Source organism: Bradyrhizobium sp. IC4060 (assembly GCF_020193715.1).
GTDB classification, from domain to species: Bacteria; Pseudomonadota; Alphaproteobacteria; order Rhizobiales; family Xanthobacteraceae; genus Bradyrhizobium; species Bradyrhizobium yuanmingense.
Genome location: NZ_JADYVJ010000001.1, coordinates 905,983 through 932,662, shown reverse-complemented (window position 1 = coordinate 932,662; position 26,680 = coordinate 905,983). Strand labels below are relative to the sequence as shown.

The following is a 26,680-nucleotide window of genomic DNA, read 5'->3' as shown; positions in this document are numbered from 1 at the left end:
TCCCTCGAACCTATCAGGCGTTATCGCGCGCCGATCGCCTTGAATTGCCGCACCTGTTCCGTCAGCGCCCGCTCCACCGGCAGCCGCTCCATCGAGGACGCCCCGTAGAAGCCGTGGCAATGACGGGTGTTCTTCATGATGAAATCGGCGTCGGCGGGATCGGCGATCGGGCCGCCATGCGCCAGCACCAGGATGTCCGGATTGACGCTGAGCGCGGCGCTGGCCCAGGTGTCGATCCGCGCCGGGCAGTCCTTGAGCCTCAAGGCGGTTTGCGCACCGATCGTGCCGCCGGTCGTCAGGCCCATGTGGCAGACGATGATGTCAGCGCCGGCGATCGCCATCGCCGCCGCTTCCTTCTCGCTGAACACGTAGGGCGTGGTCAGCATGTCCTTGTCGTGCGCCTTGGCGATCATGTCGATCTCGAGCGCGTAGGACATGCCGGTCTCTTCGAGATTGGCGCGGAAGGTACCGTCGATCAGGCCGACCGTCGGAAAGTTCTGGACGCCGGCAAACCCGAGTGCCTTCAGCTGGTCCAGAAATACGTCCATGTCGCGGAAGGGATCGGTGCCGTTGACGCCCGCCAGCACCGGGGTCTGGTCGACCACGGGGAGCACCTCGCTCGCCATTTCCAGCACGATGGCGTTGGCATCGCCATACGCCATCAGGCCCGCGAGCGAGCCACGCCCGGCCATGCGGTAGCGGCCGGAATTGTAGATGACGATGAGGTCGACGCCGCCGGCTTCCTCGCATTTGGCTGACAGCCCCGTGCCGGCGCCGCCGCCGACGATCGGCTCGCCGCGCCTTGCCATGTCGCGAAACCTCTTCAGCAGCGCCGCGCGTTCAAACCTGGCCATCGGTCACCTCGCGAGTCTCCGCCGCACACCGGTCCGCCCGAACAGGTTTCGGAACGCACTGACGATGGCGGCGGCGAAATCGGGATCGTTGATGTTCTTGGGGATGCGAATGAGCTGGCGGTTGCCGGTCTGGCGCACGGTCCGCTCCAATGTGCGGAACAGCGCGGCGTCGGCATCCGGATCCCAGAACGGCTGACCTCGCGCGTCGAGGGCCGAGACGCCGCCCTCGGGCAGGAAGAAACGCACCGGGCCATCCATCTGGTTGAGCCGCTCGCCGATCCAGCGGCCCATGCGCTCGTTCTCTTCCGCCGTCGTCCGCATCAACGTCACCTGTGGATTGTGGACGTGGAATTTGCGGCCGCGATAGCGCTCGGGAATGGTGTCAGGCGCGCCGAAATTGACCATGTCGAGCGCGCCCACCGAGCCGACATAGGGCAGGCGGCTGCGGATGATCGCGCCAAAGCGGTCCTCGGTCGCGGGAAACACGCCGCCCATCAGGAGGTCGCAGACTTCTGTCGTGGTGAGGTCGATCACGCCGGCGAGCTGGCCGGACTCCACGAGCTTCTCCATCGAGCGTCCGCCGACGCCAGTGGCATGAAAGACCAGGCATTCGAAATCGCCGCGCAAGTCGGCGGCGATCTTCTGCACGGCCGGCGTGGTGACGCCGAACATGGTGATTCCGATTGCGGGCAGTCCGCCGGCCTCGCGCGCCGTTGCGGCACGCGTGTCGAGCCGCGCCTTGACCATGCCGGCGAGCGCATTGGCGCCGTTGGCGAGCACTGCGCGCGAGATCGAGTTCAGCCCCTGCACGTCGGTGACCGAGTACATCATCGTGATGTCTGCCGGGCCGACATAGGGCCCGACATCGCCGGAGGCGACGGAAGAGATGATCAACTTGGGCACGCCTACTGGGAGCGCGCGCATGCCTGGGGCGACCAGCGAGGCCGCGCCGGACCCGCCGGCGGAGATCACGCCGGCGACATTGCCCTGACGCCGCAACCAGTTGGCAAACGCATCCGCCATTGCTGTCACGGCGGCACCACGGTCGGTGCCGAACACGGCGGAGCCGCCGCGGCCGTGGTTCAGGGCGATCTCCTGCGCAGAGACGTCGCAGGATGAATGCTTGCCGCTGGTCGAGACGTCGACCAACCGCGTGCGCAGGCCGCTTTCGGCTATGATGTCGCGGATGTAGCGCAGCTCCTGGCCCTTGGTATCGAGCGTGCCGACGACCAGCACCACCGGCGGGCCCGAAGCCTGCGCCGCCACCGGTTCGTGCTTGCGCCGCGCCGTCTCGTCGAGCCGGGCGACCTGCGTCGAGAGCGTCCGCGCCGCGGCCTCGATGCGGGCGATCGGCACCGGTTGCGACCATCGCGTCGGCAGCGTCGGATTGGAGATGTAGATGCGCACCGGCCCGTCGCGCCGTGGCGCCGGCGCCGGCTTCGTTTCGGCGCCGGATGCGGCGATTTCGATATCCGGTTCGAGCTCCGCATGAAGCCCGACGCCGAGCAGGCGCTGCTGTAGCTCGCGGTCCGCGGCAAGGCGCGCGGAGTCGATGATGCGGTTGATGCGGCCGTTGACCATGATCGCGACGTTGCGCGAGATCGCGGTGGCGACGCCGATGTTCTGCTCGATCACGAGCACGGACATGTCGCCGTCGTCGCCCAGCCGCAGCAGCATCTCCTCGACCTGCGCGACGATGACGGGTGCGAGGCCTTCGGTCGGCTCGTCCATGATGAGCAAATGCGGATTGGTGAGCAGCGCGCGCGAGATCGCCAGCATCTGCTGCTCGCCGCCGGAGAGCTGGCCGCCGCCGTGGCCCTTGCGCTCGGCGAGCCGCGGGAATGTGTCGTAGATCCGCTCGACGGTCCAGGCGCCCGAACGCAGACCGCCGGCGAGCTGCAGATGCTCGTCGACGCTGAGCGAGCGCCAGAGGCGGCGTCCTTGCGGCACGTAGCCGACGCCGAGCCGGGCGATCTGGGCCGGCGGCCGCCGCGTGACATCCTCGCCGCGCACGCGGATCGAGCCGCCGCTCACGCCGACGAGCCCCATGATCGCCTTGCACAGCGTGGTCTTGCCCATGCCGTTGCGGCCGACGACGGAGAACACGCCGCTATCAAGCACGAGATCGACGCCTTGCAGCGCATGCGAGTGGCCGTAATAGACGTCGAGGCCGCGAACCTCGAGCGCCGGATTGCTGCGGCGGATCTCATTCATGGCCGCCTCCGAGATAGAGCTCCTGCACTTCAGGGTCGGACTGGATCTCTTCCGGCAGGCCTTCCTTGAAGACGCGGCCGTTGTGCATCATCGTGACGCTCTCGACGACGCGCAGCGCAACGTCCATGTCGTGCTCTATGATGATGTAGCCGATGTGCGCGGGCAGGGAGGTCAGGATCTCGATCAGCTCGGCCCGTTCCGTCGGCGACAGGCCGGCGGCCGGCTCGTCGAACAGCACGAAGCGCGGCGCACCGGCGAGCGCCAGCGCGATCTCGAGCTGGCGCTGCTGGCCGTGCGCGAGCTCGGCCACGCGCTGGTCCTTCACGGCGGACAGATGCACGGCCTGGATCAGGTTGTCGGCCGCATGCATCAATGCATCATTCTGTCCCGGACGCAGAAACGAGAAGCGTCCGCGCGAGACGCCGCGGCAGGCGAGATAGACGTTGTCCTGCACGGTGAGGCCGGGGAACAGCGCCGAAATCTGGTAGGTGCGGCGCAACCCGCGGCGGATACGCTCATAGGGCGGGAAATGCGTCACGTCCTCGCCGAAGAAGCGGATGGTGCCGGAGGAGGGCGGGAAGTCGCCCGTGATGCAGTTGAACAGCGTGGTCTTGCCGGCACCGTTCGAGCCGAGCACGGCGCGCCGCTCGCCCGGTCGCACGGTGATGGTGACGTCGGTCAGCGCGGCGAGCGCGCCGAACAGCCGCGTCACGCCGCGCAGCTCCAGCGCGGCGCCGGCACCGACGGCGGAGAGGCGTTGGGCGACGCTATCCATGGCCGCGCCCTCCACTGGTGCGGCTCACCTCGCGCCGTTGATGCTGACGCCAGCGCTGCCAGAGGCCGATGACGCCGTCCGAGGACCAGAACACGATGGCGAGGAAGCCGAGCCCGATCAGCAGGCGGAAGCGGTTGCCGTCGAGTCCGAGTCGGACCAGGAAGTCGAGCGCGAAGGTGCGCAGCAGCACGAAGATCAACGCGCCGATGAAGGGCCCGATCGGGCGGGTGATGCCGCCGACGACGGAGATGATCAGCACGTCGATGCAGGCGCCGACGCTGACCGAACCCGGCGAGATCTGGCGATAGTTCCAGACCTGGAGCACGCCGGCCAGCGCGGCGACGAAAGACGCGAAAGCATAGGCCGCGACGCGGTGCGCATTGACGTTGAAGCCGAGCGCCGCCATGCGCCGCGGATTGTCGCGCACACCCTGGAGCGCCAGGCCGAACGGCGCGCGCGAGAGATACTCGACCGCGAAATAGCAGAGCGCGGCGACCGCGAGCACGATGTAATAGAAGGGAATGTCGGCGCGCCAGTTCACGCCCCAGAAGTGTGGCGTGGCCACGGTGTTGATGCCGGTATGACCGTTGAAGATCGCCCAGTTCTGGTTGGTGAAATAGTAGAAGGCCGCTCCGATCGCGAGCGTGATCATGATGGTGTAGATGCCTTCGGTGCGCACCGCGAGCGCTCCGCCGAGCGTGCCGAAGGCGGTCGCCAGCGCCAGCGCCATCGGCACCGCGAGCCACCACGGCCAGCCCAGGCTGATATTGGGGTTGCCGCTGACGCCGAACACCGCGACCATGTAGGCTGAGAAGCCCGCGATGGTGAGCTGCATCAGGCTGACCATGCCGCCATAGCCGGCAAGAAACATGAGGCTCAGCGCCACGGTGCCGAGGATCAGCGTGGTCGCGAAGATCTCGATCAGAAAAAAGCTGCTCGCGATCAGCGGCATGATCAGGAGAATGGCCGCGACGGCCCAGGCAGCGGGGTTGTTGATCTCCGGCCATGTCCGGGCGGGGGGCTGCGCCTTGGTGGCGCGGCCTACGGCAACTGGGGCATCGTGGGCGAGCGACATCTCAGCGCCTCGCCAACAGGCCTTGCGGCCGGATAGCCAGCACCAGCACCATGATCAGGAAGGTCACGACGATGGCGTAGGTCGGGATGTAGACCGAGCCGAGCTGCTCGGCGAGGCCGATGATCAGCGCGCCGAGCGCAGCGCCCGGGATCGAGCCCATGCCGCCCACGATCACGACGACGAGGGACGCCAGCAGGAAACGGATGTCTTCGCCGGGCGACAATGACTGGAAGGTGCCGCCGACGACGCCAGCGATGCCGGCAAGCCCCGCGCCGAAGGCGAACACCCCGACGAAGACGAGCTGGATGCGCACGCCCGTCGCGGCGAGAATATCGCGGTCGTCGACGCCGGCGCGGATGATCATGCCGATCCGGGTGCGGTTGAGCGCGAGCCACATCGCGACGCCGATCACCACGGAGGCCACGAAGATCACGAGCCTGACGAGTGGATATCTGAGGTAGACCGGATCGCCCGAGGATTTGATCGCAGTCACCAGCGGCAGCTCGATGGGACCGATCAGCCATTTCGGGGTCTGGATCTGGTAGAAGTCGCCGCCGCAGGCCCACAGCATGAGATCGGCAAACACGATCGAGAGCCCGATCGTCACCATTGTTTGCCTGAGATCCTGGCCCTCCATCCGGCGGAACACGATCACCTGCAGCAGCACGCCGACAAAGGCGGTCAGGACAAAGGCGACGATGAAGCCGAGGATCCACGAGCCGGACGATGTGCTGATGGCATAACCGATATAGCCGCCGAACAGATAGAGCGAACCGTGCGCGAGGTTGACGTTGCGCATCAGGCCGAAGATCAGCGTGAAGCCGCTGGCGACCAGAAAATAGAGGCCCCCGAGCGTGATGCCGTTGAACACCGCGTTGAGGAAGACGCGCTTGCGGCCGATCGCCTCTTCCAGCCCCGGCGGCCAGACTGCGAAGATCAGCCAGAGCGCGACCGCAATCGCGATGATCGTAATCAGCGCCCAAGCCGGATGGCGTTCGACGAAGCGGCTCATGGCTTCACCTCGCCCCGCTTGCGGGGAGAGGTCGACGCGTAGCGCCGGGTGAGGGGGACTCTCCGCAAGCCAAACTGCCGCCGCACTTGCGGAGACTCCTCCTCACCCAGACCCTCTCCCCGCAAGCGGGGCGAGGGGGCATGCAAGCCGTTGCCGGCTGCTGGCCCTGCCATGAGCGAACTTCCTCCCGTCACGCGCGATCCTCTTTTCCGGGATCGCGTTGCCGGCATCCTAGCCAAGCGGCGAGGGCGACATTTGATCGTGAGTATCTTTTCGTGGCCTGCGCTCAGGCGCGCAAAACCTTGGCGGCGCGACGATAATCGGTCGGGGCCATCCCGACATTGGCGGCAAAAAAGCGCGTGAAACCGCTCTGTGAGGAGAAGCCGAGATCGAAGCCGATGTCGGCGATCGGTGTCTCGCTCGCCACCAGCGCTTCGAGCGCCTGTTCCATGATCAGCGTGTTGAGATAGAGGTTCGGCGTGACGCCGGTCTGCACGCGGAACAGCCGGTAGAAATGCGGTCGCGACAGGCCGGATTCGCGCGCGATGGTGTCGAGCTCGATTTCAGCGCCGGGGCTCTCCGACATCATCTTGATGCACTTGCGGACGCGAAAGTCGGTGACGGCGCCGCCTGCGCGCGGATCGCGCGCGATCTCGGCCTGCTGCCAGCTTTCGTCGTAGCAGATGTCGATCAGCCGCCTCAGCTCGGAATCGAGACTGGAGAGCGATGGTGCGCCGCACACGAGCGCGGCGGTCCGCCTGATGTGCTTGTCGAGTGCTGGCGTGCGCTTGAACTGGGTGCGGCCGAAGCGCAACCGGTCGGAGCCGGAGGCATCCGGCGCAAACCATTCGGCGTTGACGTAGAGCACGAAGAAGATGGCGCCGCCCTCAAGATCGGTCGGCAGGAAGTTGTGCGGTTCCCAGGGATTGACGGCGACGACCGACGTCTCGGTGAGATCGTAATGCCCGTCGGAGACATCGATGCATGCCGACATGCCGCCGACATGGAAGATCAGATGACCTTCGCGATGGGCGTGGATATTGAAAGGCCGGTTCAACTGATAAACCGTCGCCCGGCCGAAGCGGCCATGGAAGACGGCGAGCGCACGGCTCATGCCTTCCCCTCCCGAATGTTCTTGTCTTTTCGGCCAGCCTTCAACAACACCGCCGAGATTGCAAGAGCGGAGAGCGACCGCGTCAGCGAGTCGCTCCCCGGTTGCGTCTGCCTGACGTGATGCGTCAGTACTTCTTACATTCCGGCACGGTGCGGCTCGGCAGCCCGATCTTGGAGAACACGGCCGGGTCGTAGCCGAGCGTCTGGTTCACGTTCGGGATCACCTTCACGACCTTGCTGAACAGCGCGCCCTTGCCGTCGTCGACGACTTCGGTGACGAAGTTGGTGCCGATCGCCTGGCGGTTGGAGTCGAGCTTGATCTTGCCGTTCGGTGCGTCGAGCTCGATCTTTGCCAGTGCTTCCTTGTACTTGGCCTGGTTGTTGGAGAGATCGCCGTTGACCTGACGCAGTGCGAGGATCAGCGCCATGGTTGAATTATAGTAGTTGGTGGCGAGCAGCGACGGGCTCGGGAAGCGCTTGTTGGGCGGGAAGGCGTCTTGATAGGCCTTCACGAATTTCTGCCAGCCCGGATCCTCCCAGGTGTCGGCCTGTCCGCTCGCCGCGATGGTTCCGATCAGCGCGTTCTTGGCGTTGCCCTTCGACGACAGGATGGTCTGGTCGATCATGATGGAACCGCCCATCAGATGCGCCTTGCCGCCGGCCTGCTGATACTGGTTGAGGAAGTTGACGGCGTCGGCGCCGCCAAGCCCGAGATAGATGGCATCGACGTCGTCGGGCAGGGCAGCGATGACGGAGGCGAAGTCCTTCGTTCCCAGCGGCACCCATTGCCGGTTGGTGACCTGTCCGCCCATGCCGCAGAACTCGAGCACCAGCCCGAACACCTGGGTATAGATGAAGGAATAGTCCTCGCCGACGGTCGCGATCTTGCGATACTTCTTCTCTTCATAGGCGTATTTGCCGAGGCCGATCTGCCACTGCGCGCCGTCCATGTTGTAGCGGAAGAAGTTCGGTGCCGGGTCGACATAGGTCGTTTCCTGCGCACCGGATGCGGCATTGATGAACGTCAGCCCGGGATGGCTCTTGGCAAAATTCTTGACCGCGATGCCTTCGTCGCCGGAGAGCGGCGACAGCAGGATCTGCACCTTGTCCTGCTCGATCAGCTTGCGCACGGCGCGCACGGCGGAGTCCGGCGTTGCATCGGTCGAAGCGACGATGAATTCGAGTTCCTTGTCGCCGACCTTCTTGCCGAGCACGTTAAGCGCGGTCTGGTGGCCGCGCATGCCGTCCTCGCCGAGCACCGTGTAGGTGCCCTCGAGCGTTGCGGTCACGCCCACCTTGATCTTTTCCTGGGCGATCGCCGCGCCCGAAAGAAACAGGCTGCTCAACGCGAGCAGTCCGATGCTGCATTTCGACATGTGCTCCTCCCTGTGTCATCGCTTGTTGCCGCGACGAACCGTATGGTGCCCGTGGCTCTCGAAGCCCGCGGCTTTGGAGGAAAGCTAACCGAAGTCGGATGCGCTGCACCCATCGCGGCCTCGTTCGGCTTGACTGGCAGTCTCATTTTTGAATGTTGCGGCGCGAGTGATTTTCGCGGTGCAGCAGGACGCCGCGCTAGCTGTAATCTTCGCCGAGAAACTGGTTGATCGCATCGAACGCCTGCAGACGGTTTTTCTCCAGCAGAACCATGTGCGTGCCTTCGCCAATCTCGACCCATCGCCGGTATGGCGCATGCTTCAACGAAAGGAAGAAGTTCTGCGCCGAGACGATAGGAACGTCCTGGTCCCATTCCGCGTGGACCAGGAGCACGGGCACGCGAATGTCGGCGGCGTCATAGAGCCTCTTGCCCGCGGCCCAGTATTCGCGGATGTCCAGGATCGGGCCGTTGACTGCACGCATGACGGCAGGCGTTTGCGCGCAACCTAGCGGGTCGGTTGCGAGGGATATATTGGCCCAGAGCTCGAAGCCGCCCGCCGGGATCAAGCTCGATCGTGCCGCTTCCGGCGCAGCCGAGAGCCAGCGCGTCCTGAAGTCCAGCACGCGAACGTTGCGATAGCCGCCGAGGCGCCCGCCTGCATCGATCGGAGCTGGGCCCTGCAGCACCCAAAGCGGCGCGACCAGCGCGAGCTTGACGACCTTGTCGTTGTGGCCTGCAGTGTAAGCGCCGGCCACCGAGCCGCCCCAGGACATGGCAACCAGATTGAGGCGCGCGATCCTGCGCTGCTTCAGGATGTGTGCGACGGCGCTGGCGAGGTCACGCACGCCGGCTTCGGTGCGCACGAGCGGTGCGGACTGCTCCGGCGGCGCGTCCATCTCGGACGGGCGGGTCGATTGGCCATAGCCGCGCACGTCGAGCGCGAAGACGTCGTAGCCATGGCCGGCGAGATGATCCATGAACGAGAGGCCACCGAGCGGCGTATCGAAAAGGCTTCCCGATGAATAGGTCGCGCCGTGCATCATCAGGATGGTTCGCTCGGCGGAGAAGGTCTCGAGCGCCGCGGGGCGCTTGTTGCGCAAGTGAAGCGAAATTCCCGCCGTGTCGCTCGGGATCATGAGATCCTCGACCACGATCTTGGGCCTGTCGACGCGCGCGCTGGCGTGCTGGTTCATGATCGTTCTCCGTTCAGACGAATTGCCAGGTGAAGCGTCCTCCGGTGCGGCTGACGCGGCCGACCGATGACTGTGCGAAATGGGTGGTGAAGATGGTTGAGCCCCGCTCGGCAGCGCCCTCCAGCACGAAGGCGCGCGAGCGCAACGCGGCTTCCGGGAATTCGCAGAAGCAGGAATTGAGCGAAGGCTCATAGACCTGGAGCGGATGGTGCATCACGTCTCCGGCGAACAGCGCCTCCTCTCCACGCGAGACGAGGCGGATGGAGGCGTGATCGACGCTGTGGCCGGGCGTCGGGACGAACGAGATGCCCTCGATGGCCTCGCTCCCGTCCACTGCGATGAGTCTGGCAAGTCCGGCCTCGATCACCGGCCGGACGCTGTCGTCATAGACATGGTCGGCCGGCTTGCGCAGCGCGGGGCCGAGGGACGGGGCAGGGCGGGCCGTTCCGGTCGGCTCTGTGCCCGTCGCGAGGCTCTCGCCATAGGCCTGCTCGATCGCGGAGAAGACGTAGGTCGCATTCGGGAAGGTCGGGACCCAGCGTCCGTCGACGAGACGGGTGTTCCAGCCGACGTGATCCGCGTGCACGTGGGTGAGCAGCACGTAGTCGACCTGCTCCGGCGTGACGCCCGCTGCGGCCAGCCGCGCCAGGAACGGTTCGTTGAGCCGGTGAAGCGGCGGAATCTCCGGCCGGTTCTTGTCGTTGCCGGTGGCCGTGTCGATCAGGATCGTGTGGTGCGGTGTCCTGACCAGCCAGCTGTGAATGCTCTGGATGAAGGTGCCGGTCGCAGCATCGAACGAGCCCGCTTCCAACTCGTCGCGATTGCGCTCCAGCGCCTCTGGCTCGCCTCCCGGATAGAGCGCGTCGAACTTGAATGCGGCAAGCCGCAACTCGTCGATCCGCGTGACGGATGCTTCGCCGACCTGATAGGTCTTGGCCGCGTGAATCATCAAGATGTCCTCCACTGGACCGCGGCGTAGGGCTGGTTGCCCGGGCCGCGGTGACGGTGAGGTACGAAGCGCGCCAGGCCTTGGGGAGAGTCGCGGGCTCGATAGGTCCCATCGACATTGTCGATATCGGAAAGGACGCTGGCCCAGCTTTTCACGCCGCCGTTTTGGCCCTAACCCTCGTATCGCGGCTCGTCGCGGTCGCGACATGCCCCAGACGGAGGTGCCACCGATGCAGGATGCGGAACACGGCCGGGGTCGGCCGGCCGATGATAACGATCTCGCCGAGATCGACCTCGGTCTGTTGCTGGCTCTGGAGGCTCTCCTGCGCGAGCGGAACGTGACGCGCGCGGCCTCCCGGCTCAATATCGGGCAGCCTGCGCTCTCGGCGCGGCTGAACCGGTTGCGGCAGATCTTTGCCGATCCGCTGTTCGTGCCCGCGGCGAGCGGGCGCGGCGTCGTGCCGACGACGAGGGCGGTGGAGCTGCAGACGGCGCTTGCGGACGTGCTCGGCAAGCTTCGTCGCATGGTGGAGGGGCCGGCTGAGTTCGACCCCGCCAAGAGCCAGCGTACCTTCGTCGTTGCCATCCACGAGAATCCGGCCGTGACGCTGGCGCCCGGCCTGGTCGCGCGCTTGACCGCGATGGCTGGGCGGGCGCGGCTCGCCCTCGTTCACCCCGCGCGCGATGTCGTGGATCAGCTCGAAAGGGGAGAGATCGACATCCTGGTGACGGGCGCCGACCGCGCACATGGCGAGCTGATGCAGCGGCCGCTGTTCGAAGACGGCTTCCTGTCCGCACAGCGCAAGGGTCATCCCCGCGGCATCGGTCCGCTCGATCTCGACAGCTTTTGCGCGCTCGACCATCTGCTGATCTCCGCCGATGGCGGCGGTTTCTCGGGCCTGGTCGACGACGCGCTGGCGGTGCTCGGCCGCTCCCGGCGCGTCGCCGTCTCGATTCAGACCTATGCGCTGGCGCCGGTCATCCTTGCGCACAGCGACTGCATCTGCACCCTTCCGCGGCGCTTCCTGATCCGCTTCGCCCACGAGCTCGATCTCACGCCACCGCCGCTCGATCTGCCGCCCGCTCGCATCGTCGCGCTGTGGCATCCGCGCAATCAGGAGGACAAAGGCCACGCCTGGCTTCGCGAGTGCCTATACCAGGCGGCTGCCGCTTGATCGCGACGTGCCCTCACGTGGGGAGGAGCGGCGCTGTCAGGTTGTAAGTTCTGATTTCTGGAATGAAGTCGGCCAGCTTGCATTCGTTGCGTCCGGTATGCCGCCTGCCGCCTTCCTGAGCTGCGTGCCGAGATGGGCAGGTGCCTCGAAGTATCACCGGATCGCCATTACCGCCGGCTTTCGCCCCTTGTATCCTTGCTCGATGCCGAGCGCAGGAGAGCGCATGATGCGCCGGGCCTGACGACCGGCGGCAAGCCGGTAGCGAGCCCCCGGCTGGCCACTGACGTTGCCGGCGGGCGATCGCCCGAGAAGCCAGCTGGCAATCCATTGATTGCACATCCAGACCTACCCCCCACGCTGACGATTGACAGCGAATTATTACATGTCTAAAAATATGCAAATTCATATAATCCGTGAGATGCCTGAATGGACGTGCATCCGCTCAAGCTCAAGGTCAGGTCGTATGTCGCGGAGACGCCGTTCATACGGAGCCTTGTGTTTGGTGTGGAGGACGGCGTCGTGCCGCAATGGCAGGCAGGCGCGCATCTCCGCGTCGCGCTCCCGAATGGCGGAGACCGGCCGTACTCGCTGATGGCGTTGCCGGGACTTCCTGAAGATGCGCTGGCGCTTGGTGTCCTGCGCGAGGAGGCTTCGAGCGGCGGCTCGCAGTTCATGCACGCGCTCAAGGTCGGCGACATCGTGAAAGCGAGCGCGCCGGTCAACAATTTTCGCCTGCACGAGGGAGCAGCGCCGGCGCTGCTGTTCGCCGGCGGCATCGGCATCACGCCCGTTCTGTCGATGGCGGCGGAACTGGCGGCGCGGGGAAGCTCATATCGCCTGCACTATGCCGGGCGCACGCAAGGATTGCTGGCGTTCCTGCCGCAATTGCAGGAGATCTGCGCCGGAGGGCTGTCCGTCCACTACGACAGCGATGAATCCCGCCTCGACATTGCCGCGGCGCTCGGCGATGCCGCAGCAAACGCCCACGTCTATGTCTGTGGCCCTTCGGGCATGATCGACGCGGTGAAGGCCGCTGCGGCCGCCGCCGGCGTGTCAACCGATCGCGTTCATTACGAGCTCTTCAAGTCCGAGCAGCCGTCATCGCCTGACCAGCCGTTCGAGGTCGAGATCAAGTCGACCGGGCAGGTTGTCGGCGTTGCTGCCGGGCAGACCATCATCGAGGCGCTGGAGGCGGCTGGTTTCGACGTGCTCTACGACTGCCGGCGCGGCGATTGCGGCATCTGCCAGTGCGGCGTGATCGCGGGACTCCCCGATCATCGCGACGTCATCCTCAGCGACGAGGAGAGGGCGTCCAACAAGGTCATGCAGATCTGCGTGTCACGCGCGAAGTCGGAACGACTGGTGCTGGATCTCTAGGGGAGACGAGGGACGCCATGAAAAGATACGGCGGGAATGCCCACGCGATTGCGGCGCTGGTGCGCGAGGCCGAGGTGCATCGCGACGTCTATGTCGACCCCGAGATCTTCGATCTCGAGATGGAGCATCTGTTTCCCAACAGCTGGGTCTATGTCGGCCACGCCAGTCAACTTGCAAAACCCGGCGATTTCATCACCGCCAATATCGGCCGGCAGCCGGTCATGGCCAGCCGCCATACCGACGGCTCCATCCATGTGTTCTACAATCGCTGCCCACACAAAGGCGTGAAGATCGCGTCCGAACCCTGCGGCAACACCGGAAAGTTCTTCCGCTGCCCTTATCACGCATGGTCTTTCAAGACCGACGGCTCGCTGCTCGCGATCCCGCTGAAGAAGGGCTACGAGGGCACCGGCTTCGGCGACACTCAGGCGAATGAGGGGTTGTCGAAGGTCAGGAACGTCGTCATCTACCGCGATTTCATCTTCGCTCGCCTGAGCGTTTCAGGCGTCTCCTTCGAGGATTATTTCGGCGAAAGTCTTTCGACCATCGACAACATGGTCGACCGATCGCCGGAGGGGAAGCTCGCAGTCCAGGCGACGCCGATCCGCTACATGCACACGTGCAATTGGAAGATGCTGGTCGAGAACCAGACCGACACCTGCCATCCGATGGTGGCGCATGAGAGCTCGGCCGGCACCGCGGTCAAGGTCTGGAAGCGCGAGCAGGGCGATTCCACGGAAACACCGATGGCGGTACAGCTCTACGGTCCCTTCATGAGCCCGTACGAGTTCTACGAGCAGAGCGGCATCCGGATCTGGCCGAACGGCCACGGCCACACCGGCGTCGCCAACTCCATCCATTCGAACTACTCTGATATCCCGGGCTATCTCGACCAGATGGTCGCAGCCTATGGCGAGCAGCGCGCGCATGAGATCCTTGGCGAGGTCAGGCACAACACCGTCTACTTCCCGAACATCATGGTGAAGGGCGCTGTCCAGATCCTGCGCAATTTCATCCCGATCGCGGTCGACAAGACGCTGGTCGAGAGCTGGGTCTATCGCCTGGTCGGCGCGCCCGACAAGCTCTACGAGCGCGCATTGATGTACAACCGCTTCATCAACGCGCCGACCTCGATCGTCGGCCACGACGACCTCGAAATGTACGAGCGGGCGCAGGAAGGACTGAAGTCCAACGGCAATCGATGGGTCAATCTGCGACGGCTCTACGACGGCCATGAAGAGCAGGACGTCACGGCGGTGATCAACGGCACGTCCGAGCGGCAGATGCGCAACCAGTTTCACGCCTGGGCGAAATTCATCACCATGGACATGGACAAGCGCATCGAGGCTGCGGAATGATCGGCGAGAAGACCATCACGGACTTCATCTATCGCGAGGCGGAGCTGCTCGACACCATGGAGTGGCAGGCCTGGCTCGATCTGTTTCACCCCGAAGGGCGTTATTGGATGCCGCTGGAATGGCAGCAGCAGGATCCGGTGCTGCAGCCGTCCCTGATGTACGAGGATCTGCTGCTCCTGAAGGTGCGGGTCGAGCGGCTCGCCGGCGAGCGCACCTTCAGCCAGAAGCCGAAGAGCCGTTGCCATCATCTGCTCCAGGCACCGCGGATCGTCGCGTGCGATCCTGCTGCCGGAATGTTCAAGGCCCGGACCTCCTACATCTACACCGAGACGCGCGGCGATATGCTGGAGCGCTATTCGGGATGGGCCTCGCACGAGCTCGTGCAGGTCGGCGATGCCCTGAAAATCAAGCTCAAGCGCGTCGATCTCGTCAATTTCGATGCGCCGTTCGGCAACATCCAGCTTTTCATGTGAGACTGCCTTGACCGCTGCGACCACTGTCCATGCCCGTTTTCAAGAGACCGCGCTCCGCCGCGGCGAGGCGGGTTTCCTCAACGTGCTGCCGGAGACCGCAGGCATCTACGGCATCGCGGCGGGCGAGATTTCCTACCGCGCGATGCTCGACCGGGTCGAGCGCCGTCGCGTAGCGTTTGCGAGCCGCGGCTACGGCGATGGCCACCGGGTCGGGCTGCTGCTCCAGAACAGGCCCGTCTTCATCGAACTGTGGTTCGCGCTCAATGCGCTCGGCGTCTCGGTGGTGCCGATCAATCCGGACCTCCGTCTCAGCGAGCTCGAATACATCATCGGGCATTCCGAGATGAATGCTGCGTTCGTCCTCACCGAACGGCGCGAGGAGGTGGAGCTGGCCGCGCGTCAGGCCGGCCGGCCAATCCCTGTCGTGGACGATCAGGACGACGTTCCCGCTCCCTTCGGCGGTGCGCGGTCCTCGACCTCAGCTAGCGAGGGGAGCGAATGCGCGCTGCTCTATACATCGGGGACGACGGGCCAGCCCAAAGGCTGCGTGCTCACCAACACCTATTTCCTGCATTGCGGAAACTGGTATCGGGACGTCGGCGGGCTGATCGACCTCAAGCCAAACGGCGAGCGGATGATCACGCCGCTGCCGCTGTTCCACATGAACGCGATGGCGGTGTCTCTGATGGCGATGCTGTCGGTCGGCGGCTGCCTGACCATGCTCGATCGCTTCCACCCGCGCAGCTGGTGGGCCTCGGTGCGCGACAGCCGTGCCACCTGCCTGCATTATCTCGGCGTGATGCCCTCGATGCTGATGAGCGCGCCGCCATCGGAGCTGGACCGCGCGCACAGCGTACGCTTCGGCTTCGGCGCCGGCGTCGACAAGCTGTTGCATGCGACGTTCGAGCAGCGCTTCGGCTTTCCGCTGCTGGAGGCCTGGGCCATGACCGAGACCGGCAGCGGCGGCGTCATCGCCGCCAATGTCGAGCCGCGCAAGGTCGGCACCAGCTGTTTTGGCCGCCCGGCCCCCGAGATCGAGGTTCGGATCGTCGATGACAGCGGCAATGATGCCCCCCTCGATGTGCCCGGCGAGCTGTTGGTGCGGCGCGCCGGCGCTGATCCGCGCTACGGCTTCTTCCGCGAATATCTCAAGAACGAGGCTGCCACCATCGAGGCGTGGGCCGGCGGCTGGCTGCACACTGGCGATATCGTGTCGCGCGATGCGGACGGCGACCTGCACTTCGTCGATCGCAAGAAGAACGTGATCCGTCGCTCCGGCGAGAACATTGCAGCGGTCGAGGTCGAATCCGTCCTCAACCGGCATCCCGCGATCCGGCAAGCCGCGGTTGCGGCGACGCCGGACCAGGTGCGCGGCGACGAGGTTGCGGCGGTCATCATCACTGAGAAGGCCGGCGCGGACCGCGCGCTCGCCGAAGAGATCGTACGCTGGAGCCTTGAGCAGATGGCCTATTACAAGGCGCCGGGCTGGATCTGCTTCGCCGACAGCCTGCCGCTGACCGCGACCGAGAAGATCCAGCGCGGCGGGTTGAAGGATTTCGTCGGGAAGCTGATGGGCGAGGGCGCGTTCTTCGATCTGCGTGCCCTCAAGAAGCGGCAAGTCTGATCAAAGAAGGTCTGATCAAAGAAGGTCTGATCATGAGCGAGATCCGCACCACCCTCATCACCGGCGGCAATTCGGGGATCGGCGAGGCCCTGGCGAAGAAGCTCGTCGCGCGCGGGCAGCGCGTGGTCTCGGTCGGGCTGGAGCAGCCCGGCTGGACACATGATCTGCTCGCGGCCTATCGCGCCGACCTCACCAATATCGAAGCGACGCGTGCGATCGCACAGGAGATCTGCCGGGATCACGCCGTCGACAGCCTGGTCCACAATGCCGGGGTCATCCTGCCGAACCTGCTGCCCGACGCCAGGCCGGAAGACATATTGATGCTGGCGCAGTTGCATCTGGGCGCGCCGATGCTCCTGACCCAGGCGGCGCTGGAAGGGATGCGTGCGCGCCGCTTCGGGCGCATCGTGTTCGTCTCTTCGCGCGCCGCGATGGGGGCAGTGACGCGCTCGGCCTATTCGGCCACCAAGGCCGGCGTGCACGGCATGGCAAGGACCTGGGCGCTGGAGCTTGCCGCGAGCGGCATCACCGTGAATGTCGTCGCGCCGGGACCGATCCTGACCGATAATTTCTGGGGTATCATCCCGAAGGGCTCCGAGCAGCAGGAGCGGATGGCGCGCAACGTTCCGGTCGGGCGGCTCGGCTCGCGCGAGGACGTCGCGCACGCAATCTCGTTCTTCCTCGACGAGCACTCCGATTTCGTCACCGGCCAGGTGCTCTATGTCTGCGGCGGTACCAGCCTCGTTGGGCTCGGTCCTTGACGCGCGCGCTCTAGATCTGGTTCTGGCGGATATTCTCGACCATCTTGGCCAGCACGCGCGCGCAGACCTCGATGTCGTCGGGCTCGATGCCCTCGACCAGCTTGTCGTAATTGCTCGCCATGATCGGCCAGATCTTGCGCAGCAGCGCTTCGCCTTCCGGCGTCAGGCCGACGACGCGGCGGCGCTGGTCCTCCTCGGCGATCTCGCGCTTGACGAGGCCCGACGACACCATGGACTCGACCATGCGGCTCGCCGTCGACTGCTCGGTCACCGCGAGGACGGCGACCTCGTTGACGGTGAGAGTCTTGTAGATGAACAGCACCGACAGCGTCCGGAACACGACATTGTTGATGCCGTGCTCGCTCAAATCGCGGTTCTGATCCAGGTTCCAGCGATTGGCGAGCCGGTTGAAGAGATACGGAATATAGGTTTGCAGCTGGTCCCTCGTCCTCGGCGGACCCGACTTCCATCTGCTCTTGGATTCTCTGGCCATTATCTCTTGCGACTTTGCTTCTTGCTCTCGGTATGAAGTTTCGAGGAAAGCGATTTCAGCACGGACAGCGCGGTGTCCAGCTCCCGGGCCGGGACGTTCTCGAGCCGTCTGGCGAGATGCTTCTTGTGGATTTCGGCGGCCTGCCGGAACAGCGCTTCGCCTTTCGGCGTCAGGCGCACGATGAAGGACCGCCGGTCCTCGCTCGACATCTCCCTGCTGATGAGGTCGTCGGCGAGAAGACGTTGCACCAGCCCCGAGACATTGCCGCCGGTCACCTTCAGATTTTGCGACAATTGCCCGAGCGCGAGGCCCTCCTGGTAACGATCGAGCTGGGCCAGCACGTCGAATTTTGCCAGCGACAGGCCGAACTCCGAACTCAGCATCGAATTGAGCGAGGCGAACAGCTCACCATGCAGCGACAGCAATTGGAGCCAGAGCCGGGTTTCGATCTGCCCAGGGACGGGAACAACGTTCTCCTTGAGTGCTGCCGGCATCGCATGACCATCGAGTACAGAATGTCTCGTCGAGTGAAGGGAATTACCGCGGGTCGTTCGCTCCGATTAACAACCTGAGAATCGTAGTCAAGCGGTCTGATCCTGACCTCCTGCGGAGCGAACGGCAATCCAATCCTGCGTCCGGCGCCCGTGGAATCATGCGAAAGTCTTTATGGTCTGGATCACGCCGTCGAGCGCCGTTCCGGCGCTGTCCTTCAGCGCGGCCTCGCGCAGGCGGCGCGCCCAGTCGGCGGCATCCTCGCGGCGCTCCACCAGCTTGATCGCCGCGAGCGTCCTGTCGAATTTCGACAGCCCCCGGCTGTGGGTGTCTGAATAGCCTTTGACGAGGCGTCGGCATTGCAGGATCTCGACACCGAGCTGGTAATTGGTGCCGACCGCCTCGGTCGCGGCCTTGAGCCATGAATCCCGGTGCGCCGTCTCGATGGCGTGACGCAGCGAGCGGCGGCGCAGGCCGCGCATCCCGCCGACGACATAGAGGGCCAGGAACCAGGGCAGCGAGTAGGTTCGCACCCGACGTCCCCGGTTGACGCGGCGATCGAGCCAGCCGAGCAGGCGCGGGCGCGCGCCGAGCCAGCGGCCGAAGCCTGCCGGCAGCATGCCCATCACTTCCTCCATGCGGGGATGCATGAACTCGGTGGTCTGAAGTACCTGTCCGTTCGACATCTCGAGTTCGCTCTCGATGCGCGCGCGGCGGCCGGCGCGCGTCTTGAGGTCGGCGACGCGGATGACGTCGTCATAGGTCATGGCGTTGGCGAGGTACTTTGCCGCGGCTTCCGTGAAGGCATAGGCATGTGCGTCACCGCCGGCGTTTCGGTCGGCTGCGTGCAACCTCTTGAGGATGTCGAGATATTCGCCGCCATAGGCGAGGTCCTGGAAGTCGATGACCTTCCGCAAGCCTGCACGACCCATGCCGAGTGCAGGCTGGGGCAGCTCCCCATTCAATCTTGCGACGAGCTCGCCAAGCTGCGGATCGGGCGCCGCGGAAGAGGGGGTATCGTCGGCCGGTTTGGTTGGCGCGGGGGCCGCAACTTCGGTCGGGCCGGTCTTGACCCGCTCGAAGGCGGCCTCGAACGTCTCGACGCTGGCCTTGGCGCCTTTGCCGCCGGTGCGGATGACGTCGAGATAGCTGTCGCGGCTGAACGGCAGCACGCCTGCGCCTGCGAGCGCGCCGAACATCGCGGCCGAGATGACGCTGCCATGCGCGATCGCCAGCGCGTTCAGATCGAAGATGATCTCGGTCTTCGCCGCAATTCCGATGGCGCCGGTCACGGCGCCGCCGTCGGCAATGCCGTTGCCCGGCGCGATCTTCTCGCCGATCGCGAACGACCGGTGGTTGGACGCGATCAACGTGGTGCGATCCGGCGTCACGAGGCCGCGCAGGATCGATCGCCCGGCCTCCATGAATTCGGCCGCCATCACCACGTCGACGTCGCCCGGGGTGGGCATCAGTGACAGGATCGGCTTGCGGCCGTCGAGCGGCGGCATCGCCTCGATATAGTAGATGGTGGCGCCGGTGCGCTGGGCGACGCCGGGCACGGAGGTGGACTGCGCGACCCAGCCATGGTTCTCGGCGAGCTGAACGATCCAGTCGGTCAGGACGCCGCCGCCCTGGCCGCCCATCGCGACAATCGCGATCGAGATCGGCCGCTCCGTCGCTTCGCCTGCGGCGGGGAGGGCCAGCCGGACCGTCTCGTCCCTCATGCCAGTGCCTCGAGCGCCGGCCGACGGCGGTCGCGCCGACGCTGCAGCCAGCCGATCACGCTCATGGCGACCCTGGATTTGAACATGTCCCAGCGAGTCGGATTGTGGATGACGTCGGCTCGATAGAACGAGGGGCAGAGCACGGCGGCCTCGGAGACCTCGCCGCAATTGCCGCAGCCGACGCAGGAATTGTCGATCGCCGCGACCGGATCGTCGCGCAAGGGGTCATCGAGCTGCTTCACCGACAGTGACGGGCAGCCGGAGAGGCGGATGCAGGCATGGTCGCCGGTGCAGACGTCTTCGTCGACGCCAAAGCGCTCCTTGACGATGCGCGTCCCGTCCTTGATCGCCTTGTTGATCTGCGGCTTCACGCGCCGCTGCTTGTTCAGCATGCATTCGGAGGAAGCGACGATGACCTTCGGGCCTTCCTCTTTCGTCGTCAGCGCTTCCTTCAGCGTGTCGCGCATCTTGCCGACGTCGTAGGTGCGGTCGAGCTGGCGCACCCACTGGCCGCCGATGCCCTTCACCGCCTGCACGATCGAATTGTTTGTCTTGCGGCGCTTGTTGACCGCGCGCGAGGACAGGATGTCCTGACCGCCCGTGGCAGAAGTGTAGTAATTGTCGACGATGACGAACACGCCGTCATGCTTGTTGAACACGGCATTGCCGATGCCGCTGGTCAGTCCGTTGTGCCAGAAGCCGCCGTCGCCCATCACCGCGATCGACCGCTTGTCCGCCTTGACGTTGAAGGCCGAGGTCGAGGCCGGGCCGAGGCCGAAGCCCATCGTGGTCGCGCCGATGTTGAAGGGCGGCAGGATCGAGAACAGATGGCAGCCGATGTCTGCGGAGACGTGGTGCTGGCCGAGCTCTTCCTCGACCAGCTTCATGGCGGCGAAGATCGGCCGTTCCGGGCAGCCGGTGCAAAGCCCGGGCGGGCGCGCCGGCACCACCTGCTTGAGCTTCTCGACCGCGGGGTGATTGAGCACGGGCGCTGCGTCCGGCGCCGGCGGCCGGTTGCCCAGCAGCCGCGGCTCGGTCTTCTCCAGGAATTCCCTGACGCCGCCGAGCAGCACCTGAGCGGTGTAGTCGCCGCCCATCGGCAGCACGTCCTTGCCATGGACGCGCGCCTGGATGTCCTTGCGGCGCAAGACCGTATTGATCGCCTGCTCCAGATATTCCGGCTGGCCTTCCTCGACGATGAGAATGGCCTCCTTATCGATGCAGAATTCAGCGACCTCGGTGTCGATCACGGGGTAGGTGACGTTCATGATGTAGAGCGGGATCTGCGTGTTGCCATAGGCATCCGACAGCCCGAGATATTGCAGCGCGCGGATGACGTTGTTGTACATGCCGCCCTGCATGATGATGCCGACCTTGCCCTGCTTCGGCCCCATCCACTCATTCAGCTTGTTGTCCCGAATGAATCCGATGGCCGCGGGCATCCGCGTCTTGATCTTCTCCTGCTCGTGCTCATAGGCCGCCGGCGGCAGCACGATGCGGTTGACGTCACGCTTGGGATTGTTGAGCGCGTCCTTGATGGTGTGCGCCGGCCTGACATTGTCCTTGCAGGCGAAGCTGCCGTGCATGTGGCAGGCGCGCACGCGCACCTCCAGCATGACCGGCGTGTTGGAGAACTCGGAGAGCTCGAAGCCTTTCTCGATCAGATTGACGATGCATTCATGCTCTGGGCGAGGATCGAGCAGCCACATCTGCGACTTCATCGCGAAGGCGTGGGTACGCTCCTGCATGATGGAGGAGCCTTCGCCATAGTCCTCGCCGACAATGACCATGGTGCCGCCGGTGACACCGCCCGAGGCGAGGTTGGCAAGAGCGTCGGAGGCGACGTTGGTCCCGACGGTCGACTTCCACGCGACCGCGCCGCGCAGGGGATACATCACCGATGCCGACAGCATCGCCGCGGCGGCGGCTTCGTTGGCCGAGCTCTGGAATACGACGCCGAGATCGTCGAGCACGTCCTTGGCGTCGGCCAGCACGTCCATCAGGTGTGAGATCGGCGAGCCCTGATAGCCGCCGACATAGGCGACCCCCGATTGCAGCAGCGCCTTGGTGATGGCGAGGATGCCTTCGCCGCGGAACGTGTCGCCATCGCCGAGCCTGAGATCCTCGACCTCGCGAGCAAAAGACCGTTCAGCCATTGCACCCTCCAGAAATATGCGATAGCATACGTTTACATGTGAAGTAAGTCAACGCCGCGCCATGCTATCACGCTTGCGGATGCTCTCTCCGACAAGGCGGTCATGAGCCAGCGACAGGGTAGGGCCGATGCTGAAGCTGCCTCGCTTTAAAGCTGCCGCCGTCCAGGCTTCACCAGTCTATCTCAACGCAAGCGCGACCGCGGAGAAGGCGGCTTCACTGGTCCGTGAGGCCGCAGCCAACGGGGCGAAGCTCGTCGCGTTCCCCGAAGTGTTCGTTCCCGGATATCCCTATTGGAACTGGATCACCGATCCCGTCACGGGTGGTGCGTGGTTCGAGAAGCTCGCCAAGGCGTCGGTGCTGGTGTCGGGGCCGGAGGTCGAAATCGTCCGCAAGGCCGCGCGCGATACGGGATGCCACGTCGTGCTCGGCGTGAACGAGCGCAGCCCGGTCTCGCTCGGCGCGATCTACAATACGCTGGTTTTCATCGGTCCTGACGGCGCCTTGCTCGGCAAGCATCGCAAGCTGGTGCCGACCTGGGCAGAGAAGCTGACCTGGACCGGCGGTGACGGGTCGAGCCTGCGCGTCTATGATACCGAGATCGGGCGTCTCGGAGGCCTGGCCTGCGGCGAGAACACCAACACGCTCGCGCGCTTTGCGCTGCTCGGGCAGGGCGAGCTCGTGCACGTCGCCAGCTACATCTCGCTTCCCGTCGCGCCCCCCGACTATGACATGGCGGAGGCGATCAAATTGCGCGCGATTGCCCACTCCTTCGAAGGCAAGATCTTCACGATCGTCTCCTGCTCGACCGTATCGGAGGAGATCATCGCGGCGATGGAGACCGTCGTTCCCGACGCTCGCGCACGTCTGCAACGGAAGTCGAGCGCATTCTCCGGTATCATCGGGCCGGACGGGCGCGTGGTCGGCGATCCCTTGATCGACGACGAAGGCATCGTCTATGCCGACATCGATCTCGAGCGCTGCATCCAGCCGAAGCAGATGCACGACATCGTCGGGCACTATAACCGGTTCGACATTTTCGATCTGCGGGTCAACCGTCGTCCGCAGACGCCGCTCGGTCTGACAGAGGCGGAAGCCGTCGCCGGCCAAGAGCAGGCGGGCTTCTCGTCGATTCCAGGTCGATCGGAATGACGGGCCGGTTCGCTTGAGGGTGCGGGATCATAAGACAGGACTTGGAGGATAGGATGCGCGAGAACGTGATCGGCCGGGCCAATGTCGAGGACACCCCCGAGCTCGAGGCCTATTACAAGGATCTCGAAAGGTACGAAGCCGGAGCGCTCTGGACCGTCGCCAACAAGATCGAGCCGTGGGCGCCGCAATCGGCCTCGGTTCCCGTGCTCTGGCGCTACAAGGATCTGCGCGAGCACGTGCTGCGCTCGGTCGAGCTGGTCTCGCCCGAGAAAGCCGGCCGGCGCGTGATCTATCTCAACAATCCCGGGCGGCGCGACGTGTCGGCCGCGGTCGGCTGGCTCTATTCCGGATTGCAGGTGATGCATCCCGGCGAGGTCGCCACGGCCCATGCCCACTCGGCCTCGGCGCTGCGCTTCATCATGGAGGGCGCGGGCGCCTACACCATCGTCGACGGCCACAAGATGACGCTGGGCGCGCGGGATTTCGTGCTGACGCCGAACGGCACCTGGCATGAGCATGGCGTCGAAGGCGACGGCTCGGTCTGCATCTGGCAGGACGGCTTGGACATCCCGCTCGTCAACGCGCTGGAAGCCAATTTCTTCGTCGTGCATCCCAAGATCCAGCAGGAGCCGTCCGGCTATCCCGTGGACGACATGACCCGGACCTGGGGCAATCCCGGTCTTCGGCCGGCGGATTCGCGCTGGTCGAAGGGTTATTCGCCGATGTTCAAATATGAGTGGGAGCCGACCTACGAGTCCTTGCAGGAATATGCGGCCGCGACCGATGGCTCGCCCTATGACGGCATCCTCATGAACTACGTCAACCCGGTCACCGGCGGGCACGTGATGCAGACGATCGGTGCGAGCATGCAGCTGCTGCGCCCCGGCGAGAAGACCAAGTCGCACCGGCACACCGGCAGCTTCATCTACCAGGTGGCCAAGGGACGCGGCTATTCGATCATCGGCGGCAAGCGGCTCGAATGGGAAGAGCGCGACATCTTCTGCGTTCCCTCCTGGGCCTGGCACGAGCACGGCAACGCCTCTGCGAGCGAGGATGCCTGCCTGTTCTGCTTCAACGACCTGCCCGTCATCGAAGGCCTCGGGCTCTATCGGGAAGAGGCCTATGGCGACAATGGCGGTTACCAGTCGGTTTCCGCCTGATAGGCCCTTGCAGAATTCAACCAGCACAGCCGGATAGAAGCTTTCATGCGTCTCGTCACCTACACCTTGGGCTCCAGCGGTGCCCGTCTTGGAGCCCTGGTCAATGGGCTGGTTGTCGATGTCGAGCACCTTGGTGCGTCCAGCGGCGTGACATGGCCGAGTGACATGCTGTCGTTCATCGACAACAGCGTGACCCTGCTGCCTGCGCTCGGGGATGCTCTGGCGGACGCCAGCGGCCGTTTCCCGGCCGGCTCGGCGGTTGCGGTCGAGGATGTCAAGCTGCTGGCGCCGATCCCGCGGCCGCGCAAGAACATCTTCGGCATCGGGCTGAACTACCGGGCGCATGTGGCGGAATCCGCCAAGAGCCTGGATACGGACAAGGACCTGCCGAAGCAGCCGGTCGTCTTCTCCAAGCCGCCGACCGCCGTGATCGGCCCGGGCGCGGCGATCCAGCACAATGCAAAGATGACGCAGCAGCTCGACTGGGAGGTCGAGCTCGCCGTCATCATCGGCAAGACCGCAACGCGCATCGCGGCCGACAAGGCGATGGACCACGTCTTCGGCTATTCGGTGATGATCGACATTTCCGCGCGCGACAATCGCCGCGCCGGACAGTGGATTTTCTCCAAGGGCATGGACACTTATGCGCCGTTCGGCCCCTGCATCGTGACCGCGGAAGAGATTGCTGATCCACACGATCTGCGGCTGTGGCTGACCAAGAACGGGGTCATGAAGCAGGACTCCAACACCAAATACATGATCTTCGACATCCCGGTGCTGATATCGGACATTTCGTCGGGCATGACGCTCGAGCCGGGCGACATCATCGCCACGGGTACGCCTGAAGGCGTCGGCGCCGGCATGAGGCCGCAGGAATGGCTTTGGCCGGGCGACGTGGTCGAGGCCGGCGTCGACGGCGTCGGAGTCATCCGCCACCCCGTCGTTGCGATCTGATGACGAATTTCTCGTTCGATCGCGTGCTCAGGTTCGGAGACTGCGATCCCTCGGGGATCGCGTACTTCCCGTCCTATTTGAACATCCTCAACGGCGTCGTCGAAGATTTCTGGGCTGGAATCGGTTTTCCATGGCCGGAGCTGATCACGGTCCGGAAGATCGGAACGCCCACGGTGCACCTTGATTGCGATTTTTCCCGGCCCTCGATGTTCGGCGATCTCCTGACGTTCAACCTGCGCATCATCAGGGTCGGTGGGTCATCTCTCCATCTCGAGCATATCATCTCCGGCGCGAATGGCCCGCGCTGGCGCGCGCGGCAGATCCTTGCTGCGACCTCGCTGATCGATCACCATGCGATCCCATGGCCCGATGACATTCGCTTCGCACTGATAACGCATGTGAGCGCGGGCGAGGGGACCGAGGCTATGCCCGCATGATCTCGCTGTTCATGGCATTCTCCGATTCCACAGGCGAACGGCGAGTTCGTCCTGATGAGGTTGCCACTGTGGCGGAGCTCGTCGGATCGATCCCCGGCATGACCGAGGCCCTGCTGTTCACGCCGCTCGAACAGTCGGTCGACCATCCCTACAAGGCCGACGGCGCCGGCCCCGCCTTTGCGCTGCAACTCCGGTTTCCCGACCTGTTCGCCTGCGAGGCGGCGATGGACCGCGGCGGCGTCCTTGCCGGCCTCGCAACAGGGGCCGGTCTCTCCGGCCTCACCGGACTCGCTATCACACACCAGGTGATGCTGACGCGCCCGTTTCCGGTCGATGTCGCAGAGCATCCGGCGGGAACGACGACCCCCTGCAGTTACCTCGTGCACTATCCCGGCCCGGCCGAGGATATGAACGCCTGGAACCTGCATTATCTGGAGCACCACCCGTCGATCATGCGGACCTTCCCGAACGTCCGCCAGATCGAGATCTACACCCGCATCGACTGGGTCGACCGGCTGCCGTCGCAGCGCGTCGAGCATATGCAGCGCAACAAGCTGGTGTTCGACAGCCCGCAAGCCCTCGCGCACGCACTCGGCTCCGACGTGATCAAGCACATGCGTGCCGACTTCGCGAAATTCCCGCCATTCGCAGGCGGCAACAGGCATTTTCCGATGCTGACCAGAGTGGTGGGGGCGAGGCCCTAGGCGGTGTACCGATAAAATCCGGCGGCGTGATGCGGCCAAAAGCCATGTCTGCTTTGCTCCTATAGCGACCGAGTTCGTGCGGC

The 26,680-nt window shown here is 64.8% G+C and carries 24 protein-coding genes; 11 read left to right on the top strand and 13 right to left on the bottom strand.

What is annotated here, in order from left to right:
• Positions 1-20: 20 nt before the first annotated feature.
• From I6F16_RS04435 to I6F16_RS04395, 9 genes are all read right to left on the bottom strand, one after another.
• A complete protein-coding gene (locus I6F16_RS04435) occupies positions 21-854 on the bottom strand; it encodes a phosphoenolpyruvate hydrolase family protein (protein ID WP_225112742.1) in 834 nt (277 codons plus the stop codon).
• Positions 855-857: 3 nt separating this feature from the next.
• A complete protein-coding gene (locus I6F16_RS04430) occupies positions 858-3,068 on the bottom strand; it encodes an ABC transporter permease (protein ID WP_225112743.1) in 2,211 nt (736 codons plus the stop codon).
• The gene (locus I6F16_RS04425) at positions 3,061-3,843 is read right to left on the bottom strand and encodes an ABC transporter ATP-binding protein (protein WP_057030084.1); all 783 of its coding nucleotides are present in this window, start codon (positions 3,841-3,843) and stop codon (positions 3,061-3,063) included. Before I6F16_RS04425 ends, I6F16_RS04430 begins: the two co-directional genes overlap by 8 nt.
• On the bottom strand, positions 3,836-4,918 hold the full coding sequence (locus I6F16_RS04420; protein ID WP_225112744.1) for a branched-chain amino acid ABC transporter permease: 1,083 nt from the start codon (positions 4,916-4,918) through the stop codon (positions 3,836-3,838). Before I6F16_RS04420 ends, I6F16_RS04425 begins: the two co-directional genes overlap by 8 nt.
• Position 4,919: 1 nt before the next feature.
• The gene (locus I6F16_RS04415) at positions 4,920-5,930 is read right to left on the bottom strand and encodes a branched-chain amino acid ABC transporter permease (protein ID WP_225112745.1); all 1,011 of its coding nucleotides are present in this window, start codon (positions 5,928-5,930) and stop codon (positions 4,920-4,922) included.
• A 286-nt stretch (positions 5,931-6,216) separates the two neighbouring features.
• On the bottom strand, positions 6,217-7,044 hold the full coding sequence (locus I6F16_RS04410) for an AraC family transcriptional regulator (RefSeq protein ID WP_036013364.1): 828 nt from the start codon (positions 7,042-7,044) through the stop codon (positions 6,217-6,219).
• Between the two features lie 124 nt (positions 7,045-7,168).
• Entirely contained in the window at positions 7,169-8,419 is a 1,251-nt protein-coding gene (locus I6F16_RS04405; RefSeq protein WP_036013367.1) for an ABC transporter substrate-binding protein, read from the bottom strand.
• A gap of 196 nt (positions 8,420-8,615) precedes the next feature.
• Positions 8,616-9,611: an alpha/beta hydrolase gene (locus I6F16_RS04400; protein ID WP_225112746.1), complete on the bottom strand. Its 996-nt coding sequence runs from the start codon at positions 9,609-9,611 to the stop codon at positions 8,616-8,618.
• Between the two features lie 13 nt (positions 9,612-9,624).
• The gene (locus I6F16_RS04395; protein WP_225112811.1) at positions 9,625-10,560 is read right to left on the bottom strand and encodes an MBL fold metallo-hydrolase; all 936 of its coding nucleotides are present in this window, start codon (positions 10,558-10,560) and stop codon (positions 9,625-9,627) included.
• A gap of 229 nt (positions 10,561-10,789) precedes the next feature.
• On the opposite strand from I6F16_RS04395, the gene I6F16_RS04390 reads away from it, so the two are divergent.
• The 6 genes from I6F16_RS04390 to I6F16_RS04365 all read left to right on the top strand — a co-directional run bounded on the left by I6F16_RS04390 (position 10,790) and on the right by I6F16_RS04365 (position 17,327).
• Positions 10,790-11,734 (top strand): LysR family transcriptional regulator, encoded by a 945-nt coding sequence (locus I6F16_RS04390; protein ID WP_225112747.1) that lies wholly within the window; start codon positions 10,790-10,792, stop codon positions 11,732-11,734.
• 426 nt (positions 11,735-12,160) lie between these two features.
• Positions 12,161-13,111, top strand: a complete 951-nt coding sequence (locus I6F16_RS04385; protein WP_225112748.1) for a PDR/VanB family oxidoreductase — start codon at positions 12,161-12,163, stop codon at positions 13,109-13,111.
• 17 nt (positions 13,112-13,128) lie between these two features.
• Positions 13,129-14,469 carry a Rieske 2Fe-2S domain-containing protein gene (locus I6F16_RS04380; RefSeq protein WP_225173461.1) on the top strand — a complete coding sequence of 447 codons (1,341 nt, stop codon included), beginning with the start codon at positions 13,129-13,131 and terminating at the stop codon, positions 14,467-14,469.
• On the top strand, positions 14,466-14,942 hold the full coding sequence (locus I6F16_RS04375) for an aromatic-ring-hydroxylating dioxygenase subunit beta (RefSeq protein WP_128262357.1): 477 nt from the start codon (positions 14,466-14,468) through the stop codon (positions 14,940-14,942). Before I6F16_RS04380 ends, I6F16_RS04375 begins: the two co-directional genes overlap by 4 nt.
• A gap of 7 nt (positions 14,943-14,949) precedes the next feature.
• Complete coding sequence (locus I6F16_RS04370; protein ID WP_225112750.1) at positions 14,950-16,566, top strand: ATP-dependent acyl-CoA ligase; 1,617 nt, start codon at positions 14,950-14,952, stop codon at positions 16,564-16,566.
• 32 nt (positions 16,567-16,598) lie between these two features.
• Positions 16,599-17,327, top strand: a complete 729-nt coding sequence (locus I6F16_RS04365; RefSeq protein ID WP_225112751.1) for an SDR family oxidoreductase — start codon at positions 16,599-16,601, stop codon at positions 17,325-17,327.
• Between the two features lie 10 nt (positions 17,328-17,337).
• Here the strand turns inward: I6F16_RS04365 and I6F16_RS04360 are convergent, their stop codons facing one another.
• The 4 genes from I6F16_RS04360 to I6F16_RS04345 form a co-directional block, all read right to left on the bottom strand.
• Entirely contained in the window at positions 17,338-17,820 is a 483-nt protein-coding gene (locus I6F16_RS04360; protein ID WP_225112752.1) for a MarR family winged helix-turn-helix transcriptional regulator, read from the bottom strand.
• Positions 17,820-18,314: a MarR family transcriptional regulator gene (locus I6F16_RS04355; RefSeq protein ID WP_036023818.1), complete on the bottom strand. Its 495-nt coding sequence runs from the start codon at positions 18,312-18,314 to the stop codon at positions 17,820-17,822. The genes I6F16_RS04360 and I6F16_RS04355 overlap by 1 nt, the downstream gene beginning before the upstream one ends.
• Before the next feature lie 156 nt (positions 18,315-18,470).
• Positions 18,471-20,036: an indolepyruvate oxidoreductase subunit beta family protein gene (locus I6F16_RS04350; protein ID WP_225112753.1), complete on the bottom strand. Its 1,566-nt coding sequence runs from the start codon at positions 20,034-20,036 to the stop codon at positions 18,471-18,473.
• Entirely contained in the window at positions 20,033-22,192 is a 2,160-nt protein-coding gene (locus tag I6F16_RS04345) for an indolepyruvate ferredoxin oxidoreductase subunit alpha (protein WP_225112754.1), read from the bottom strand. Before I6F16_RS04345 ends, I6F16_RS04350 begins: the two co-directional genes overlap by 4 nt.
• A 127-nt stretch (positions 22,193-22,319) precedes the next feature.
• Here I6F16_RS04345 and I6F16_RS04340 point away from each other — a divergent pair, with 127 nt between their 5' ends.
• Genes I6F16_RS04340 through I6F16_RS04320 form a run of 5 tightly spaced genes read left to right on the top strand, consistent with a single transcriptional unit; the run spans position 22,320 to position 26,597 of the window.
• The gene (locus I6F16_RS04340; RefSeq protein ID WP_225112755.1) at positions 22,320-23,342 is read left to right on the top strand and encodes a carbon-nitrogen hydrolase family protein; all 1,023 of its coding nucleotides are present in this window, start codon (positions 22,320-22,322) and stop codon (positions 23,340-23,342) included.
• A gap of 53 nt (positions 23,343-23,395) precedes the next feature.
• Positions 23,396-24,502 (top strand): cupin domain-containing protein, encoded by a 1,107-nt coding sequence (locus I6F16_RS04335; protein ID WP_225173460.1) that lies wholly within the window; start codon positions 23,396-23,398, stop codon positions 24,500-24,502.
• Between the two features lie 45 nt (positions 24,503-24,547).
• Positions 24,548-25,456: a fumarylacetoacetate hydrolase family protein gene (locus I6F16_RS04330; RefSeq protein WP_225173459.1), complete on the top strand. Its 909-nt coding sequence runs from the start codon at positions 24,548-24,550 to the stop codon at positions 25,454-25,456.
• Positions 25,456-25,893, top strand: coding sequence for a thioesterase family protein (locus tag I6F16_RS04325; protein WP_225173458.1), 438 nt, complete (start codon positions 25,456-25,458; stop codon positions 25,891-25,893). The genes I6F16_RS04330 and I6F16_RS04325 overlap by 1 nt, the downstream gene beginning before the upstream one ends.
• Positions 25,890-26,597: a hypothetical protein gene (locus I6F16_RS04320; RefSeq protein WP_225125913.1), complete on the top strand. Its 708-nt coding sequence runs from the start codon at positions 25,890-25,892 to the stop codon at positions 26,595-26,597. Before I6F16_RS04325 ends, I6F16_RS04320 begins: the two co-directional genes overlap by 4 nt.
• Positions 26,598-26,680: the final 83 nt, after the last annotated feature.